We start from the raw sequence: 18,145 nt of genomic DNA, 5'->3' as shown, positions 1-18,145 counted from the left end.
GCTGCAGGCCTCTCCTCGCGAACCGGGGGATCCATGTTGATGATATTCGTGGAGATAGTCGAAATCTGCCCGTTACACGGGTTCTCCACCATCAACCGAAACCAATCCTCGTCTTCCGGGGCGGTTTCCACAAATTCCAGCCACTTGGGCCGCTTTTCATCGTATCGCATCTTAAACCTCACCTTCACCTTTCCCCTTTAACTCCAGTTAAGGCAATTCGGATGCCACGCGCCTAACCTCTATGATTTCAAGATGATACCGGAAGACAAGCTCGAAGAGGTGCGTTTAGCCAACGATATTGTTGGAGTTGTGGGAGAATACGTTGCGTTGAAACGACGCGGCCAGAACTTCTTCGGCCTCTGCCCGTTTCACGAGGAAAACACACCCAGCTTCTCCGTCCACCCGGGCCGAGGGACCTTCCGGTGCTTCGGCTGCGGGCGAGGCGGCAACGTGTTCGGGTTCGTCATGGAGGTCGAGCGCGTGTCGTTCATCGAAGCCGCCAAGATGCTGGCCGAACGCGCGCATATCGAATTGCCCACGATTTCCCGCAAAAGCGGCGACGGGCCGACGGAGAGTGAGCAGATTGTCGAGGCCAATCAACTTGCCCGCGACTACTTTCACACAAACCTGCTCAATCAGAATAGCGACGGCGCGAAGAAGGCCATGAGCTACCTGTTGGGTCGCGGGTTTGACGATGAGATTATCCGCGCGTACATGATTGGTTACGCGCCTGACGGTTGGGACGGGTTGGCCAACCGAGCGCAAGGAACAAGTCTGCCCGCCGACGTGTTCGTCAAAGCCGGGCTGTTGAAAATCGGCCAGCAGGCCGGACGGCCCTACGACGCATTTCGCGATCGCGTGATGTTTCCCATTCGCAATCTGGCCGGGCGTGTGATCGCCTTTGGCGGCCGCCGCCTGAGCGAGCCGGAACCCGGCGAGCCCTCCGCGAAGTATATTAACTCCCCGGAGACTGCCGCCTACACCAAGGGCCGCGAACTGTTCGGCCTGTGGGAGGCGCGCAATGAGATCCGCAGGCAGGATCGCGTGATCCTCGTCGAAGGCTATACGGACGCAATTTCACTGGCCGCGGCGGGGATTCGCTGCGTCTGTGCCAGTCTGGGCACGGCGCTGACAGAGCAGCAAGCGCGGCTGTTGCTGCGCTTTAGCGGAAATGTGTATATTCTCTACGACGGTGACGACGCGGGCCTGAGTGCCGCGCGCCGGGCCGCTGACGTCCTGCTGGGTTGCGGCGCACAGCCGCGAATCGTGCTTGTCCCCGGTCAGGAAGACCCGGATTCGTTTGTCCGCGCGCATGACGCTGAGGCGGTTTGGGCGCTCGTCAACGACTCGCGGTCGCTGGTGGATTTTACGGTCGAACGCGGCCGGGCGGCCAATGCCAGCACGGCGCAGGTTGCCCGGGCGCTGGTCACCAGCGCGTCCCTGATTCCATCCGTCATCGAGCGCGAGGCTTTTGTGCAGCAGATCGCGCAAAAGACCGGGCTCTCGATGGAGGGCTTGCTCGCCGAGCTTGGGCAATTGAAACGGCCGCAAGCCGCACGCACGACGCAGGCCGCCCCTACTTGGCCACCCAAAGGCGTGGATACGCTGCTGGCCATCGCGCTGATGCGGTCGCCGGAAATCCGCGATGAAATCTTCGGGCAGTGGCTGCCTAACGACATCCGCGACGAGCGATTGCGCAAGCTCTTGCAGTTTCTTTACGATCAGTATCAACTGGGCCGCTATCCCGATGTGATTTTGCTGCTCAACAGCTTTCCGGAACCGCCCGAGCGTGACTTCATCGCCGCTGCGGACGCTGATGAGCAGGCCGACGAGCACCGCCGCGCCGAGATTGACCGGCAAACCGCGCGCGATTGCCTGCGAGCCCTACAAGTCGAGACGGTGCGCCAGGAAATCGAACAGATCAAAACCCGTATCCGGCAGGAACCTGACAACTCCGAACTCTCGCGTACGCTGATGGATCTCATCGCCCGCGAAAAGGCGCTCCGCGCCGCCGCGACCACGCCACCCGGCACCGAGTGATCGCCTACCGCGCTGGAATTTTTCATTAACAACCCTCTCATGAGCAACTATCACGGAACTACAATACTCGCGGTGCGCCGCAATGGTCTCGCGGCAATCGGCGGCGACGGACAGCTTACGCTCGATGACACCATTATCAAGAGCAAAGGGCGCAAGGTCCGCAAAGCCTTTGAAGACCAGGTGCTGGTCGGCTACGCGGGCGCGGCAGCCGATGCGCTCGCGCTGCTCGATATTTTCGAAGGCAAGCTCAAACAGCATAACGGCAATCTGACACTGTCCGCAATGGACATGGCCAAAGAGTGGCGCATGGATCGCAACCTGCGCCGCCTCGAAGCCGACATGGTCGTGATGGACAAGCACAAGATGTACCTGATTTCCGGTCTTGGTGAAGTCATCGAACCTGACGACAACATCATCGCGCTTGGTTCCGGTGGATCGTTCGCGCTTTCGGCGGGCCGCGCACTGTATCAGCACACCGAGATGCCCGCCGCGGAAATCGTGCGCGCCGCGCTCCTGATCGCCTCGGAAATCTGCATCTTCACCAATGCAAACCTGACGATCGAAGAGCTGAAATAGCGTTCGCTTCACCTCCCTTTCTACATGACTGCACAGACTAATAATATACAAGTCCCCACGCTGTCGCCGCGCGAGATCGTCGGCGAATTGGATAACTACATCATCGGACAGGACGCCGCCAAAAAGGCCGTCGCAATCGCGCTCCGCAATCGCTGGCGCAGGCAGCAGGTCGTCGGTGAAATCCGCGATGAGATCTATCCTAACAACATCATCCTGATCGGTCCGACGGGAGTCGGAAAGACTGAACTCGCGCGCCGCTTGGCCATGCTCGCCGGGGCGCCGTTCATCAAAGTCGAAGCCTCGAAATACACCGAGGTCGGCTATGTGGGCCGCGACGTTGAATCCATGGTGCGCGACTTGACCGATCTGGCCGTGTCGCGGGTCCGCTCGGAATACATGGAGATTGCACACGTCAAGCTCGACGCACTGATCGAAGAAAAGCTGCTCGACCTGATTCAGCCGCCGCCGGGATTGGATGACGACGAGAGCAATCCGCCGACGACCGAGGTCAAGCAGGAACGGCAGGACGCGTGGCTCAAGCGCCGCAACGAATTGCGCGACGAATTGCGCGCGGGCAAGCTCGAAGAAGAGATGGTCGAAATCGAGATAACCGAGTCCTCGATGCCGCTGATGCAGATCTTTTCGGCGCAGGGAATCGAGGAGATGGGCTTCAATATGCCCGAGGCGATGGGTGAAGGAGCATCGCGCCGCAAGCTCGTCGAGGTGACGTTGGTCGAGGCGCGTGAACGGCTGTTCGAAGAAGAATTCGACCGCGAAATTGACATGGATCGCGTCATCCGCGAAGCCGTGCGCCGCACCGAACAGTTGGGCATTGTGTTCTTTGATGAGATTGACAAAATCGTCTCATCGTCCGACGGCGAAGGCGGCGGCCCCGACGTTTCACGTTCAGGCGTGCAGCGCGATATACTTCCCGTGGTTGAAGGCACGACCGTCGTCACGAAATACGGTCCGGTAAAAACAGACCACGTGCTCTTCATCGCTGCCGGAGCGTTCTCCAATGTCAAACCATCCGACCTGATTCCTGAGTTACAGGGCCGCTTCCCGATTCGCGTCGAGATGGAGCGCTTGGGTGAAGAGGAGTTCCTGCGCATTCTCACCGAGCCGCGCAACGCGTTGATCAAACAGTATCAAGCACTCTTGGCCACCGAAGGCGTCAAGCTGGAATTCACGCGCGACGCGTTGCGTGAGTTGGCGCGCACGGCCAAAGAGGTCAATGAACGGACAGAGGACATTGGCGCGCGCCGCTTGCATACGATTCTAACGACATTGCTTGAAGACATTCTCTTTGAAGCCGCCGAGCTGACCAAGAAAGATGTCAAGATCACGAAGACGTTCGTGCAGGGCCGCCTGAAGGACATCGTCGAAGACGAAGATTTGTCCCGATTTATCCTGTAGCTTCCGCAGGCCGTGCATTCGGCACGGTTCTCGCCAATACATTCTCCGAATTGCCCTCAACCACTTGTGTGGGAATGACTTACAAGTCACGGCCCTGCGCAAGCTATGCGTCATTTGCAAGAATTGCACTTAATTCAGATACACAACAAGGTGAGGTCCCCCATGTTGAGAACACGCTTGGCACGTACTTGGGTGTTGCTGCTGTGTTTGTGCTGCGTCGCGTCCGCGCGTTCCGCCACATCGGCTGACATTGCTCAGAGTCACGTCCTCCATGCATCGCTGAACCGTACGGCGATGCTCGCGGAGTTCGATGCCGCATCTGTCACCAACGCGACAGTTGCTGCCCGAAATATCCTCGAACTTCCGTACGGCGGCGCATTATTGATGATCGCGCCCACAGGTACGCCGACGGCCCGGGTTGTCAACGTTGTTCTGGGCGAAACTGTCCAGACCGCGCTTGACGCCACCGGTCTGCCGACGACCATCGAGCAGATCGTCACACTGGATGAACCGGTGATCCTGCATGGCACGCGCTTAGTCGGCGTGTCGATCGCACCGCTGACCGCCACGCCGGAAGGCGTCCGCATCGTCACGAGCGTGGAATATGAGGTCACCACGAGCGGCGCCGGCGGAGTTAACGCTGTGGCCTATCCACAGCCTGTGCATTGGGCATTCGAACCGATCCTGCGTCGCACGGTGGATAACCTCGATGCGCTGGATCCGCTGGTATCGCTGGATGCTCCCGCCCGTTATCTGGTCATCATCTCAACTCCGCTCTTCAACACGCACCTGCAAGCAAACGCGCAGTTTAACGCGTGGCTCGATCTGAAACGCCGCAAGGGTTTTCAGTTGCAGGTGACGACCCTCGCGCAGATTGCCGCAGCGCAAGGCGACTCGAGCGAGAATTCGATCCGCAACTACGTCCAATCCACATACGAAGACGCCAGCCTCGCTCCGCTCGTTTACGCCGTGTTTATCGGTGACGAGAGCGGCACGTTCTCAGTACCCACCAAACGCGTACCGAATCCGGAGATCGGCGGCGACTTGCCGTCCGTCGGCGACGGTTACTTCTTTGCAGTGGACGGCGACGACTATATTCCTGACGTGTTGAATGGCCGTATCTCGGGGCAGTCGCCCGCGGAGTACGTATCCTATTTCCGCAAGGTCGCAATCTACGAAACGAATCCGTACACCGAGAACTTGGATTGGTTCAGCAGCATTACATGCACTGCCGGTAACTACGCCGAGGGCGGTCTGTTCCCAGTCACGCCCGTTTGGAACATGAACTGGGCACGGGAATATGTCATGAACGCCGGATGCATTACCGACGCCGATACGTTCTACTACCACGACAACACCGACGACCCCTTGGAGTACACGGAAGAGATCATTGACGATATTAACCAGGGCGTCTGCGCTGTCTGGTATCGCGGCTGGGCGGCATCGCCGGGCTGGCAATACCCGGTGCTGTTCAATTCAGATATCGAAGCAGGCGTAAACGTCGGCACGAAATTCCCCGCTGTATGGGGCATCGTGTGCGGCAGCGGTAACTTCGGTTTCACCAGCGGCCCGTGCTTCGGTGAGACGTGGATCACCGGTCTCGGCACAGCCACTGACCCCGACGGCGCGATCGTCTTCTTAGGCGCCAGCGACCTGCACACCAATACGCGCCACAACAACGCCATGCTCGCAGCGATGGCGGAAGGTATGATCGTTGACGGCAACCGCAGCACAGGCGGCCTCGCACTCGCCGGAAAGCTCGAAGTCTATCGTCAATATCCGCTCGAGCGTCCGGCCGGCGGCCTGGTTGAGTTCTATGGCTTCCACGTCTTCAATATTCTCGGCGACCCCGAGGTTCCGCTCTACTTCTGCCTGCCGCACGACCTTGACGTGCAAGTGCCGCAGGTCCTCTCCCGCGGCCAAACGTGGGTTGATGTGCATGTTACCGACGGCAACACCGGTCAGCCCGTGCCGCGCGCCATCGTCGGCATTCGCCCGGGAGCTGGCGAGCGCTCGTGGACGGCGGTCACGGATGCGAGCGGCAATTGCGCCGTCCCCGTGAATCTGACCGGAACCACGACGGCGCAGTTGACCGTGTGGAAGCATACCTACTTCATGGAAATGGCGGATGTCGCGGTCGGGCCTTCCGACGCGGCTGATCCCATGGTCGCTGAGCCTGTCTTCACCGCGGGCGATGACGGCCTTCCCAATCCCGGCGAAAATGTGCAGATGACCTTTGGAGTGCGCAACGTCGGTTCGCAGGCCGCGACGTGGAGCATCTCCGCCGTTGCGCTCGATACCAATGTGACCATCACCAACGGGAATGCGACGCTGCCGGCATTGGCTCCGGGCGAGCTCGGCACTTCGTCGGCGATCAGTGCGACGATCAATGATAACGCGTGGGGCGGCGCCGTTCCGGTGCTGCGTCTGACGTTGAATGACGGTCAGAACAGTTTGATCCGCGATGTGCGCTTCACTGTTGCCGCCGTAGATCCGCAGATTCTCTCGATTGAAGTGCAGGATGCCGACGGCATACTCTCACCGGGTGAGACGGCCAATATCTTCATGGACATTCGCAATCTCGGTCTGGCGGGAGCATCGGAAGTCACCGCCACCGTACATAGTTGGGACAACGCGATCAGCTTCTCGGACAATACGCTGAATTGGACGAACGTCGGCGTCGGTCAAGATGTCGTAAGTGCGTCGTCATTCACGGCGACGCTCCCGGGTAACGTCACGCCGGGCCGGCAGATCGCATTGCGCGTAGTCTTCTCGGTGAATGGCGCGCCGATCACGTGGAGACAATTTGTCTTCACCGTCGGCACCGTAACGCCCAACGTGCCCACGGGCCCGGACGAATACGGCTACTACGCGTACGAAGATATTGACGGAGGTTTTACCGCGACGCCGTCGTTCGCCTGGACCGAGCTTGATCCCGATTCAGGCGGCAGCGGCGCGACGCAGCATCTGGTGCGCGACGACAGCTACGTCGGCGTCCCGTTGCCGCAGGACTTCTCTTTCTACGGCGCCGCCTACGATTCGATCTATGTCTGCTCCAATGGCTGGATTTCATTTGGTCGGGCCACGCTGCCGGAATTCCGCAACTGGGAAATTCCGTCGCCCATCGGGCCGCCCGCGATGATCTGCGCCTTCTGGGACGACCTGATCGCCAACACCGACTCGATCTATCCGAATGACAACGCACAGCACGAAATCTTCACACGCACAGACGGTAATCGGTTCATCGTGCAGTGGCGCACTCTGAATCGCGCCGGATTGAACTCGGGCGGCACGCCCAATCGCGACTACTGCGCGTTCCAGTGCGTGCTTGAGTATCCCGCGGCGGGCGACGGCTCCGTCCTGTTGCTGTACAAGCAGATTGCCAATACGGACCAGACCAACAACTATGCGTCCGTCGGTATTCAGGACGCACAGCATCTGCGCGGACTGGGCTTGACGTTCGCCAACACCTACCTGCCGTCTGTGGCGCCGCTGGCCGCCTTGCGAGCCATTCGCTTCACCACGACGCCGCCTGACCCGTTCTTGGGCAGCGAAGACCCGCGTGAGCTGCCCACCGCCTTCGCGCTGCATGCGGCCTATCCGAACCCGTTTAACCCGGCCACCGAACTGCGTTTCGACTTGGCCAGAAACGGCGCGACGACGCTGCGTGTGTTCGATACGCTGGGACGAGAAGTGGCCACGCTGATTGACCGCGACATGCAGGCCGGGACGCACAGCGTCCGCTTCGACGGCGCCAATCTTGCCAGCGGCGTCTACTTCGCCCGTCTGACGAGCGGCGCCAATGCCGCGGTACAGAAGGTCGTCCTGATGAAGTAGCCGCCGCGGCTACTGCCTTGACCATGCAAAGCGGGCCGCCTCATTGAGGCGGCCCGCTTTGCGTAATTTCTCGAAGACTCAAAGCTCAGTTCGGCAAACCCGCTCCGCTCTCGAGGATCATGCGCTGCGTTGGGAACGCGAAGCTGACGCCAAGCTGCTCGAACTCGCGCTTGATACCGACCAGCAGCCGATGCCGCGTCTCCATGAAGTCGGTTTGCTCGGTGCTGATCGTGAAACATAACACGGAGATCGTCAGGCTCGACGATTCAAATTTCGTAAAATAGACGTACTGCGGATCGTTATGCAGCCCTTCGTCGTCCGCGATTAACCGCCGAATCCGCTCGACTCCCGCTTCGAGCTTGTCTACGGGCGTCTCGTACGGCACACCGATATCGAATTTTATGCGCCGTTTCTCCATGCGCGAGAAATTCTCGATCGGCTTGGTGGACAAATCCTGATTGGGAATCGTGATCAGACTGCGCTCGAATGTGCGCACACGGGTCACGCGCAGACTGACCTCCTCGACCACGCCTTCAATCTCGCCGACCTTCACCCAATCGCCGATGGCGAACGGCTTGTCCACAAAGATGACTATCGAACCGAAGAAATTCGCCAGCGTATCCTTCGCCGCGAAGGCCAGCGCCGCACCGCCGATGCCGATACCGGCCAGCAGCGAGGTCACCGAGTAGCCGACATTCTGCAGCGCAATCAGAGTGGCCACAATCCACATTACCACCACGATCGTCTTGCGGCCCAACGGCAAGAGCCCCGCCAACTGCGGATTGCTCTCGCGCATCTTCGTTTCCGACGACTTCATCAAACCGCTGACAATGCGCACCACCAGCCAGAAGCCGATGAAGATGGTCGCGGACTTCATGAACGAGAAGAAGAAGCGATCCAGATCAACCGGCTCGGTCGGCAGCGGCAGAATCGTCAGAGCCGTCCACAATCCAAGCAGAAAGCACATCCAACCGACCGGACGCCGCACGGCACCCAGCAGGATGTCGTCGAAATCGTTGTCAGTCTTTTCCGCGAGCTTCATCAGCCGCCGAATCGCCAGTATCACGATCTGTTTCAGCACCCATCCGGCCGCCAACGCGCCCAGCGCCATTAACCACTGTTCAGAAGTGATGTGGCGCAATTGCTCGAGCAATGTAACTTGTGCCCGCGGTTCCATAAATTATGACCCTATACTGTCCAGAATCAACTGACAGCGTGCCTCCCACGTGTAATCGCGCGCCACCTTCTCGTACGCGCGCGACGGCAAATCAGTTTCCCGGCAGCGCGCCAACCCTTCACGCAGCGCATGCTCCATGGCGTCGGCGTCGTCCGGCTCAAACAAAATCGCATCGCGCCCGTCTTCCAGGACTTCCAGCACCGTCGGAAATGCCGGACCGACGATCAGGCGCTGCGCCGCCATATACTCAAACAGCTTCATCGGCGAACAGACGCGAATCGTCGGCACACGCCAAGTCCACATCATTAGCAGCACATCCGCCGCTGACAGCCAGCGCGGCACATCCTGATGCGCAACGCGTCCGGGCAGGTGCGCGTTCACGAGTTTCAACCGGGCAATGGCATTGCGCCAGTGTTCAATTTCGGGCGCGTTGCCGCCGACGATGTAGTACTCAACATCCGGCATTCTCCGCGCACTCTCCAGAATCAGGTCAATCCCGCGATCGTCTTTCAACGCGCCCGTGTAGACGACCACTCGTTTGTCCGCGTCAATGCCTAAGGCGCGCCGCGCCGCCTCCTGCGGCGGCGGCGACCCGAAGAGTTGCAAGTCCACTCCGTCATGCGCGGCCAGAAGTTTCGCGCGCGGCACACCATAGCGAGCCCACACATCCGTCAGCGCTTCGGAAATCGCCACGACCTTCACCAGCTCGCGCCGTCTTGACGTGCGCACGATCAGCTCTCGCAGGAGAGCGCCGAGCAGTTTGGATTTCTTATGTACATGCTCTTCATGCGCTTCCCAAATAAACGGCACGCCAGTGCGCGGCAAAAACGCCACCGACCACGGATTGCGGCTGTATATCAAATCCTGTGGACGTTGTTTCAGCGCGTCCAGCGTGCTCCGCACGCTGCCGAGTACCTCCATGCGCCCCAATATCTTGCGGCGCGGAACGAACACAACGTCAAATCCCAACTCATCGCCGAACAGCTCACGCGCGCGGCGGTGCGCAAGTTCGTCCGTCGCGCAGTCCGCGTGCCGCGGGATAAACAGCGTCACCGCATGACCCAGCGCCCGGAATGCGCGGCACATCTGCACGACCTGCACCACGTTGGCATCCACGGACGGAAACGCCCGGCTGTGTACATATCCGATTCGCATGCCGCCATGATACGCAGATTTCCGCACTTCCGCAACCGTACAAGAAACGCAACGGGGCGAACCAGATGATTCGCCCCGCGCTGTCTTGTGCATTGCTGACCACCGCCCGGCGACAAGCGCCGACGGCGACAGTTGCGGTTACTTCAGCAGGACCATCTTGGCCGTCTGCGAGAAGCTGCCGCTTTGCAAGCGGTAGAAGTACATCCCGGACGGCAACGCCGACGCGCTAAAGGTAACGTTGTAGATGCCCGCTTCTTGACGGCCATCCACCAGCCGCGCCACTTCCTGGCCTGTGATATTGTAAATCGCAAGCTGAGTGTGACCGGGTTCCTTCAAGCTGTATTGAATCTGCGTGCTCGGGTTGAACGGATTCGGATAGTTCTGGTCAAGCGCGTATTCGACAGGCACCAGCCCCGCATCCGGCGCTTCGCCGACTCCGCTGACAACATCTATGGTCACCGGCAGTTCAATCTCCGTATCGAGCACATCGTTGTAGATGTACAGCGAGATGTTGTATTCGCCCGAACGGAAATTGGCGATATCTACGGCCAGCGTGATATCGCGCTGCTCGCCGCCCGCCACCGAACCCGACGACGGCGTCACGTTCGCCCAATCCTCGAGGAACTTCATCTGATAGACGCCTAAACGGTCGCCTGTGTTGTTCTGCAGCACGCCGCCGAACGTCACCAGCATGTTATTCCAATCGGCAGTCACCGCACAGCCACCCGCCGTAAACTCCGCGCCTTCCAGCACGGCGACCGGTTCGCGGTCATACGTGATCGGATGCATACGGGTAACTTGGGTCTGATTCGTGCCACCGTCGCGACTGAAGATGTAGAGCTTGTAACCTTCGGGATCCTGTGCCCACCAGGACATGCCGGTGATCGCAAGTTCGCCCGCGCCCTCGTTCTCCACTTGCGCAAAGATATTGCCGTCACGGTCAATCTGATACAGATTCTGCGTGAAGTCGGCAATCCAGAAGCGATCGAGATCCGGATCGTAGGCCAGAGCGCGCGTCGGATTCAGCGGGCTCGGGATTGACTCGCGTACAACACCATTCATGTCAATGCCGACGATCGTGCCCGTGCCGTCTTCTGACCCGTACAGGTATTCGCCGTCATAGGCCAGATCGTACCAGCCAAAGGCCGACACCGAAGGCTGCGCGATCGCCGGCGGAACGAACTGGCCGTCGCGATCAAAACGATAGATCCAATTGGTTCCCGTCGGACCGCTGGCGCCGGTCACGTACCAATGGTCACGGACAAATTCGCAACCCAGCATCTGGAAGTCGCCCGTTTGCGATGAGAGCTCGAAGCGCTGGATGTTGTCCCAATCGCCAATCTCTGTCCCGTCCACGGTGAACGCCTTGCGAATCGTATAGTCCAGCGGACCGTTGCCGTCGTTGATGATGTTAAAGCTCGCCGATGACTGATCCGGCGCCGCAATGCCCAGCTCCTCGGCAGACAGCGCAAACTCCGGGTGCAGCATCGTGAAGTCAACCGTCTCGGTGCTGTCCAATTCAACCAGCACGCCGCTCACTGTGGCGTCGTTGAAATCGTCCTTATGCGCGCGCACCGTGTAGGTGCCGATCAGCACGTTGTTCAGCGTGAACTGTCCCGTGGCGTCGGTCAGGTCACTGTAGTTGAAACCGTCCACTGAAACACGCACATCCGGCATCGGCGCGCCCGTCTCTTCGTCGTTCACCGTACCGATAATCGTTCCGAAAAGGGCGCGGGCATCCGTCGTGATCAGGATCGCACGACCGTCCACGATGCTCGCGCAGCCAGGTGACGTCGAGCTGCGGTAGGCCAACTGTAAACCGGTCAACTGCGATTCATCTTGAATGCCGACCGTCGAGCCAGAAATCTCAGCACCGCCTGTGCCACTAAGGTTCATCGTCACGTCATTGTACTGGAACAGAATGCGGCCGTTGCCATCCAGTGTCGGGGTTTCCGTCTGTCCGTACAGAATGACTTGGAAATTCAGATTGGCTTCTGAGTAGCCAAAGCCGCCGCCCGAGGCCTTCCATTGCACGATCACACGATCTTCCACCGGGTCGTGATACCACCACACGCCTTGACCTGCGCCGTTGGTCTTCAGGTCATCCCAATACGGGGCCAGCATCGCGCGCGGCGATGTCTGCGCCGGAACCATGTAGTTACGGAAATGGTCGGCCCACGCCTGCGCGCCAAACGCACAGTCGCCGTTGGAGAACACCGACAGCGTATCGTAGTCAACACCGTAGTAGCGGAACGTGAACGGCAGGGCGCGCGCCGTGCCGAAAACCTGCGAAATCTGCGTCTTCTCGCCCGGGTCGGCAAGATTCAAATTCGTGCCCAATCCCGTGCTGATGTCCAACCACTCGTAGGTCGGATGCAATTCGTAGTTCAGGTCCGTGTTGTCGTAGGCGTAGTAGCCGTAACCATCCGGTCCGCAGGGATCGTTGGCCGAGGCCGTGCCGACCGCGACGTTGAAGTAGGTCGTGTCAGCGAAGCCGCCGTTGCCGGTCAGAACCAGCATCATGCGCGCCTGATGCCCGGGGAAGGTCAGCGTGTTAGCATTCAAACTGAACGGAGTAGCCGTATTCACGCCGTTCGCACCTACGGCGATGTCGGGGTAATTCACCGTCGCCACTTCAGCGGCCACGAACGGACTTCCCGAAGTCAAAGTCGCCGAAACGCCTGTCAACGGAACGACACCGGCATTGCGCACCGTAACCGTCAAGTTACGCACAGTGCCCGGGGTAAACGCGCCGCCACTAAAGGCGTGGCTAACATATTCGGTGCGCGCCGCCTGAATCTGCAGGTCATAGCTGCTCACCGTCGGAGTGCCCGACGATGTCACGGCAACCCGTAACGGTACGATTTCAAATTGCTGTAAACTGTGGTCCAATTGCACCCGGAACGGTGTGGCACCCATGGCCTGCCCGCCCGGCGCCAAGTTGCCGTAGCTGGACGTCCCGGTGATCACTGTCGCTTTAGGCGAAGGAGTCGTCAGTGTTGCGCTGATTCCTGTGACCGTCGTGGATGTACCGGAGTTGTGAAGAGCCACACCCAGGTCCACCAGCTCGCCCGGATTAGGAATTCCGTCGCCGTTGCCTTGCGTGCCGCCGGCATTGTCGTCATCCACCGCGACGGTCAAGACTGAAACAAATTCGCTGGCCGCCGCGCACGGCACATCCGCGAGATACGGCATCATGTTGCGTTTGCTCGCGGTCAGCAGTAACGTACCTGCTGTCTGAACGTCTACTGCCAGCGTCACGTCACCGTTCGCGTCAGTCAGGCCCCGAACGTAGCACTCCGTGCCTTTCCACGCCGTGACGAGCGCGTTCTCGATCGCCGTGCCCGACAAGACATCTTCAATGTGCACCGTCAGTGAACGGGCGCCGACGCTGAGCGAGCCCGGATGCGTTACGTCAATCTGCTGCGGTGTTTCCGTCCAGATCGAAAGACCCGGATCGCCCATCAGGTTGAACCAGCGCGAAAAATTGGTTGCCGAACTGGAGCCCGCGCCAAACGTCGGTACGAGCCAGGCCTTGGCCTGATTCACGCAATGCGAAATGTGCTCCGTCTGAGTCACGGCAATCGCGTAGCCGAGGCCGCCTGTGACACAGAGGTTTTCCGGGGGGTGCGTTCCCAAGGTCGCCATGCCGAGACCCGTCACGCCGCCCTTCGGCGATGCCGCTGAACCTGCCAGGACCCACGATTCCGATACCGAGGTGCCGCTCTCAAATGAGCCCGTACCGCAGGTCACGGTCAGGGTAATCGGCGTGCGCGCGCCATTGTTGCACTGGCCCGCGACTTCGTTGCCCATGCCGCCCACCCAACTGCCGCGCCAGAGGAAGATGCCGCGGCCGGCGTTCAACTGTGTCGTAATGTCCGAAGGATTCACCGATGAGCTGTTGTGCGTCAACAGGTAGATCGAATCGAGACCCGTGTTGCGGCGCATCATGTCGCCGATCCACTGGAAGGTCGTATAGTTCGAGGCGATTTCGTTGGCGATGCCCGCGTACAGGAACGCCTTGCGATACCACGTCGGATCGCCCATGTGCGGCGAGCGTTCATAGCCTACCGTCTTCGCAAAAATCGTCGCCAGCTCCGGGCCCGTGGACGCGCAGAAGCGGCCCACACCGATGTCTTCAATATCGTCGCCGGTGTTCGCCAACGCGTACGCGTGATCGTAATCGCTGCCGCCCGAAATCGGCAAGCCGAAGCTCGCCTGAGGATCGCCCATCAAACAGACGAATTCCAACGGGCTGTCGTCGGGAGCTTCCAGCCAAGCGTCGCGAATCTCGTTGATGATCTGCGTATTGCTCCAGTTCGCTTGGCGCATGACGAGCACGTCGTGGCCCGAACGCTTCTTCCACAGTGCCAAACTGTCCGTCCACGGATTGACCGTGGAGTTGTCCTTGGCGAAAATCATGTACGTACCCGGCGTGGTCGTGGCATCATCCAACGCTGATTCGTCGAGATTCTCAATCAGCTGCTGATAGGCCGGAGCCCACAAGCCCGACGGACGGCGCACGCGCTGGATCTCGTTGACGCCCGGCTGATCGTTCGGCACGATCTCCACCTGCACGTCACGATAGATGCGCGCCTGTCGTGTGACCGGATTCACCTGAACCGGATTGATGCGCACCGTGACCACGCGAAAGTCGCGCAAGATCTGAGGATCCGACATTTCGGCAATCTGCTCCGGGAACCATGCGTCACGCCCGTAGATCAGAGGATCGGCATTGTCACGGCGGAATTCATGGCCTTCTTCGCTGTACGGCAGGGCGTTGTAGTTCTCGACCAGCTCATAATCGCTGTAGCGAACCACAAGGTCCACGCCGCCGGTCGCGGGAATCCGGTAGAACCGCGTCACATGCGGCAGTGCCGGCGCCCCGTCCTGCGTGATAACGGCCTCGCCGTCAATACCGATGAAGTCGTAGCCCTGGTAGTCCTTGACTACCGTCTGGCGCTCCATCGTGCTGCCGTCAAACCGGATAGACGTGAATTCCGGGCCGGTCTTGCTCACTTGCAGCACGGCTCCCGAACCCATGTACGTCGAATATGCCGGCGCCAGCTGTGCGTCAGCCGCCAAGGCTGCGCACACGCAAGCAAGTAAGGCGATCGCGCGAAGAAACAGTCCTGATTTACTTGCCATCAAACTCCTCCAATTAGGCTCCTGGTGGATGCGGAATCCGTCGGCATGGCCGGACGGGCTAATTCATGTTAAAGTAACGAAACATGCCCGGTCTTGCAAGCGACACGCCCCGCTATTTCAATCCGCTGCATCGGGCCGCATCCTTGTATGACAAATAAAAATAGTCTTTTAACGCATCAAGCCGGACTTTTGCCCGGCTTGATGTGCTAATGCCTCATAAATCCGTGACCGCTTTCGGCCCGACCTCGCTGGCCCGGCAACTGGCTGTCCCCTACTTGCCCCACGCCTTCATCCGTGCTTCCCAGGCTGCAGGCTGCCCCTTCAGATATTTGTCGAACCACTCAAGCATCATCTGCCGATGCAAGATGAGATTCTCGTACTTCTTGTTGATGTTGTGCGTCTCATCTTTGAATCGCGCATAGACAACGTCGCGGTCGAGCAGCGTCAGCGCCACGAACATCTGGTCCGACTCGAGCCACGGCACATTCGTGTCCGCACCACCGTGCAAAATCAGCGTCGGCGTGGTAATCTTGTCAGCGTTGAATATCGGCGAGTTGTTGACATACAGGTCGCGGTTGTTCCATGGGTATTGTCCCGGCGCCGCAATGTCGCTGTACCAGTAGCCCCACACGCCGCCGCCGAAGTAATTCGCAATATTCGAAATACCGTACATGTCAACCGCGCAGGCGAAGAGCTTGCTCTTCGTCAGTAAATCGAGCGTCACAAACCCGCCGTAACTTCCGCCGTAGCAGCCCACCTTGGTCTTGTCCATCCACGGATGCGCGGCCAGGATCTTCTCAGTCCCTTCGATCACATCCTGCGTCGCTTCGGTGCCCCAATCGCCCGCGTGATAGTCGGCGAACTTCTGCCCGTATGCCGCCGAGCCGACCGGATTCAGCACGTACACCACGTACCCGTTGGCTAACCACATCTGATACTGAAATGAGAACCGCAAATCGCGCGGCGAGACGCCAGCGTAGTAATAAACGATCGTCGGCCACGGCCGGTCGGCTGAGAAATTCGCGGGCTTGTAAATCCAGCCTTCAATCTCTTCTCCAAGCCGGTTGGTGAAATTCCACGGCTCCATGGTTCCGAATTCCCAATTCCGCACCTGTTCACGATTGGGATCGAGCAGCAGCCGCTCCGTCTGCGCGGCCACGTCATAGACGTACACGGCGCGCGGCGAGTCGTAATCCGAGGCCTGATAGGCGATGCGCGTGCCGTTCTCAGCCATCGCCGGATTGTCTGTAAAATTCCAGCGAATTTTCAGCGGACGGTAGGTCAGCCGCGCGCCGTCGCGTGCCACGCGAGCAAACTGTCGCTCGCCACCGTCACTCACATGCAGCAGAAAACTCTGATCCGCCGGGTTGTAGTGAATGCGCGAATGGTCGCCTTCATCGTTCAGCGAGAAGCGGGCGTCCGCCGTCAAATTGCGCGTCTCACCCGTGCGCAAATCGAGCGTATAGAGACATAACTGCGAGACATTGTGATAGACCGTGTCTTCCGGCGCTGCGTCATGCGATCCGGCGGCGTAGGCGACGGTCAGGTCGTCCAGCCACGTGATGTCCTGCGGGTACTTGAGCAAGCTCCGGTTCGACAATCGCACCTGGGCCCCATCGGCCAGCTCATAGGTCCAGAACTCCTGCGTCGCAAAGGGACGCTCGTGGCGCAGGAGATTGCGAATCAGCAGCAGCCGCTCGGCGTTTGGGGAGAGCGACCATTTATGCAGGTCAAACTCACCGGCTTTGGTTAACGGCCGTGTCAGGCCCGTGCGCAAATCCGCGTAGAACAGCTCGCGGCGGTCGTTGTAGCCCGTCGGACGATCGCCCAAGTCCCGGAATAGGTCGTACCCCGACGTGTTCTCCGGCTGCTCCTTCGATACGGCATAAATCACTCCCGCGCCGTCGGGCAGCACTGCAAACTTCTCCATGCGCTCAACGGCCTTTAACAAGCGGCGAGTCGCCTTGGTGGCGAGCGTCTGTTCCCAGAGCTCGGGTCCGTCGTCGGTGCTGAGCTTGTAGTAAAGCCGTTTGCTGTCGTGAGAAAACGCGACATCCGAAACGCCCGCGAGCTTCGTCGAGTGCACGAGTTTGAGGCCGTCAAGCTCATAGATTTCGTGCCACACGCGCTGTTCGTAGTGATCTCCTTCGCGCACCGCCCGTTTGACGACCAACAACTTGCCGTTCGGCGAGATGACCAGCGACGGAAAATCATGAATCTGTGCGTCCAGTGTGAAGCTCGCTGGGCGAATCTGCAAAGCGCCGCCTTGCTCAATCACTATCGTCGAAGCGGAATCCTGGATGAGCTTGGCCTGAAATGTCCACGCGCCGCTGTCCGAAGCCTGGGACGCGCTGGCCACCACAATCGCAGTACGCATCCGGTTGAGCGTTAGCTCCGCACTCGCCTTGAATTCGCCGCTATCCGCCGAGACGGCTTGCGCGATCTGTTGGCCGTCCGCGAACAGCTTCAGAGGCCGCGTGCCCGTGACTTCAATGGTCACTTTGCCATAGGCATCGGCGCGCAGATAGGTCCCCGCCAGCGCACAGGCGCGCGCCGCAGTCGTGCTGAACGTCAGATCGTTCTGCACGCGCGCAGCGTCGCTCCATACGCTTAGGCTATCCCAATCCAACGCAATCTCGTCCAAGAGGTCACCTGTCTTCTGCGTCGAATCGCCAAACGCAACCGGCGGAAGCGGCATCACTGGCGCCACGCGCCAAGGTGCAAGTGCCGTCTCAGCGGCCATCGTCGCTGAGACCCAACACAGAAGTAGAATCAATTGACGCATGGCAAATGCCC

The 18,145-nt window shown here is 59.7% G+C and carries 8 protein-coding genes; 4 read left to right on the top strand and 4 right to left on the bottom strand.

All coding sequences use genetic code 11. From position 1 onward, the window contains the following. Positions 1 to 252 precede the first annotated feature (252 nt). The 4 genes from IPH10_05065 (at position 253) to IPH10_05050 (ending at position 7,869) form a co-directional block, all read left to right on the top strand. Positions 253 to 2,040: a DNA primase gene (locus IPH10_05065; protein MBK6910289.1), complete on the top strand. Its 1,788-nt coding sequence runs from the start codon at positions 253 to 255 to the stop codon at positions 2,038 to 2,040. Positions 2,041 to 2,079: 39 nt separating this feature from the next. Then, complete coding sequence (gene hslV, locus IPH10_05060) at positions 2,080 to 2,616, top strand: ATP-dependent protease subunit HslV (protein ID MBK6910288.1); 537 nt, start codon at positions 2,080 to 2,082, stop codon at positions 2,614 to 2,616. Positions 2,617 to 2,640: 24 nt separating this feature from the next. Next, complete coding sequence (hslU, locus tag IPH10_05055; GenBank protein MBK6910287.1) at positions 2,641 to 4,032, top strand: ATP-dependent protease ATPase subunit HslU; 1,392 nt, start codon at positions 2,641 to 2,643, stop codon at positions 4,030 to 4,032. A 162-nt stretch (positions 4,033 to 4,194) separates the two neighbouring features. Beyond that, on the top strand, positions 4,195 to 7,869 hold the full coding sequence (locus IPH10_05050) for a T9SS type A sorting domain-containing protein (protein MBK6910286.1): 3,675 nt from the start codon (positions 4,195 to 4,197) through the stop codon (positions 7,867 to 7,869). A gap of 85 nt (positions 7,870 to 7,954) precedes the next feature. On the opposite strand, the gene IPH10_05045 is transcribed toward IPH10_05050, so the two are convergent. The 4 genes from IPH10_05045 to IPH10_05030 all read right to left on the bottom strand — a co-directional run bounded on the left by IPH10_05045 (position 7,955) and on the right by IPH10_05030 (position 18,134). Further along, entirely contained in the window at positions 7,955 to 9,046 is a 1,092-nt protein-coding gene (locus IPH10_05045) for a mechanosensitive ion channel family protein (GenBank protein MBK6910285.1), read from the bottom strand. A 3-nt stretch (positions 9,047 to 9,049) separates the two neighbouring features. Further along, positions 9,050 to 10,201: a glycosyltransferase family 4 protein gene (locus tag IPH10_05040; GenBank protein MBK6910284.1), complete on the bottom strand. Its 1,152-nt coding sequence runs from the start codon at positions 10,199 to 10,201 to the stop codon at positions 9,050 to 9,052. 138 nt (positions 10,202 to 10,339) lie between these two features. Then, positions 10,340 to 15,349, bottom strand: coding sequence for a carboxypeptidase regulatory-like domain-containing protein (locus tag IPH10_05035; GenBank protein MBK6910283.1), 5,010 nt, complete (start codon positions 15,347 to 15,349; stop codon positions 10,340 to 10,342). A 271-nt stretch (positions 15,350 to 15,620) separates the two neighbouring features. Further along, positions 15,621 to 18,134, bottom strand: a complete 2,514-nt coding sequence (locus tag IPH10_05030) for a S9 family peptidase (protein ID MBK6910282.1) — start codon at positions 18,132 to 18,134, stop codon at positions 15,621 to 15,623. Positions 18,135 to 18,145: the final 11 nt, after the last annotated feature.

This window comes from bacterium (assembly GCA_016702305.1).
GTDB lineage: Bacteria > Electryoneota > RPQS01 > RPQS01 > RPQS01 > JABWCQ01.
Note: the sequence above shows the minus strand (reverse complement) of the source record. Positions and strands in the feature narration are given on the sequence as shown.

What these genes read in the sequence shown, in the direction of transcription:
- IPH10_05050 (MBK6910286.1), top strand. Translation starts at nt 4,195, where the DNA reads ATGTTGAGAACACGCTTGGCACGTACTTGGGTGTTGCTGCTGTGTTTG.
- hslV (MBK6910288.1), top strand. Translation starts at nt 2,080, where the DNA reads ATGAGCAACTATCACGGAACTACAATACTCGCGGTGCGCCGCAATGGT.
- IPH10_05040 (MBK6910284.1), bottom strand. Translation starts at nt 10,201, where the DNA reads ATGCGAATCGGATATGTACACAGCCGGGCGTTTCCGTCCGTGGATGCC.
- hslU (MBK6910287.1), top strand. Translation starts at nt 2,641, where the DNA reads ATGACTGCACAGACTAATAATATACAAGTCCCCACGCTGTCGCCGCGC.
- IPH10_05035 (MBK6910283.1), bottom strand. Translation starts at nt 15,349, where the DNA reads ATGGCAAGTAAATCAGGACTGTTTCTTCGCGCGATCGCCTTACTTGCT.
- IPH10_05045 (MBK6910285.1), bottom strand. Translation starts at nt 9,046, where the DNA reads ATGGAACCGCGGGCACAAGTTACATTGCTCGAGCAATTGCGCCACATC.
- IPH10_05065 (MBK6910289.1), top strand. Translation starts at nt 253, where the DNA reads ATGATACCGGAAGACAAGCTCGAAGAGGTGCGTTTAGCCAACGATATT.
- IPH10_05030 (MBK6910282.1), bottom strand. Translation starts at nt 18,134, where the DNA reads ATGCGTCAATTGATTCTACTTCTGTGTTGGGTCTCAGCGACGATGGCC.